Consider the following 617-nt stretch of genomic DNA (forward strand, 5'->3'; position numbering starts at 1 on the left):
ATACCGCGTGAATCAATCCAAAAAGTTGAACTGCCATACTCAACTTCTAAATACGTATAAGAGAGTCCGTTTCCTCGTGTTGTCACATCTTTTTTAATGACAGTTACTCGATCACCATTGTATTTTGGTGCACTGGCATTGGCTGTGATCGTTGAAGAAGAAGTCAAAGCCGGACCGTCGGTATAAATTCCATCAGTTCTGGATCCTTCTTCAATAACTGCCGAATAATCCTCACTCGTTGACGATGTGACTTGTGCCAAGATTGCTCGGCTGTCAATCCAAAAAGTTGAACTGCCATACTCAACTTCTAAATACGTATAGCTTTCGCCATTCCCACGCGTGGTAATAGCAGACGCGATAACAGTTACTTTGTCTCCATTATAGGCATCTGTACTACCAGTCAAAGAAGACCAGGAAGACAGTGCTGGAGCGGAGTACGTTTTATCATTTCTTGCCGAATCATTAATTGTCGCTTGATAATCAGCCGTCGTTTGCGAAGAGACTGAAGATAAAATAGCTCTTTGGTCGATCCAATAAGTTTTTTTGGCCGTTGAATCATAAACTTCTGCGTAAGTATATTCGCTGCCATTGCTTCTTTTAGTGAGTTCGGTTTCCTC

Annotated in this window: 1 protein-coding gene; it reads right to left on the reverse strand. The window is 42.0% G+C overall.

Annotated features, from left to right (window positions below):
• A partial coding sequence (locus KH893_RS11440) for an SH3-like domain-containing protein (protein ID WP_281166232.1) occupies positions 1-617 on the reverse strand: 617 nt, incomplete at both ends.

The sequence above is a fragment of the Liquorilactobacillus sicerae genome, assembly GCF_029916425.1.
GTDB lineage: Bacteria > Bacillota > Bacilli > Lactobacillales > Lactobacillaceae > Liquorilactobacillus > Liquorilactobacillus sicerae.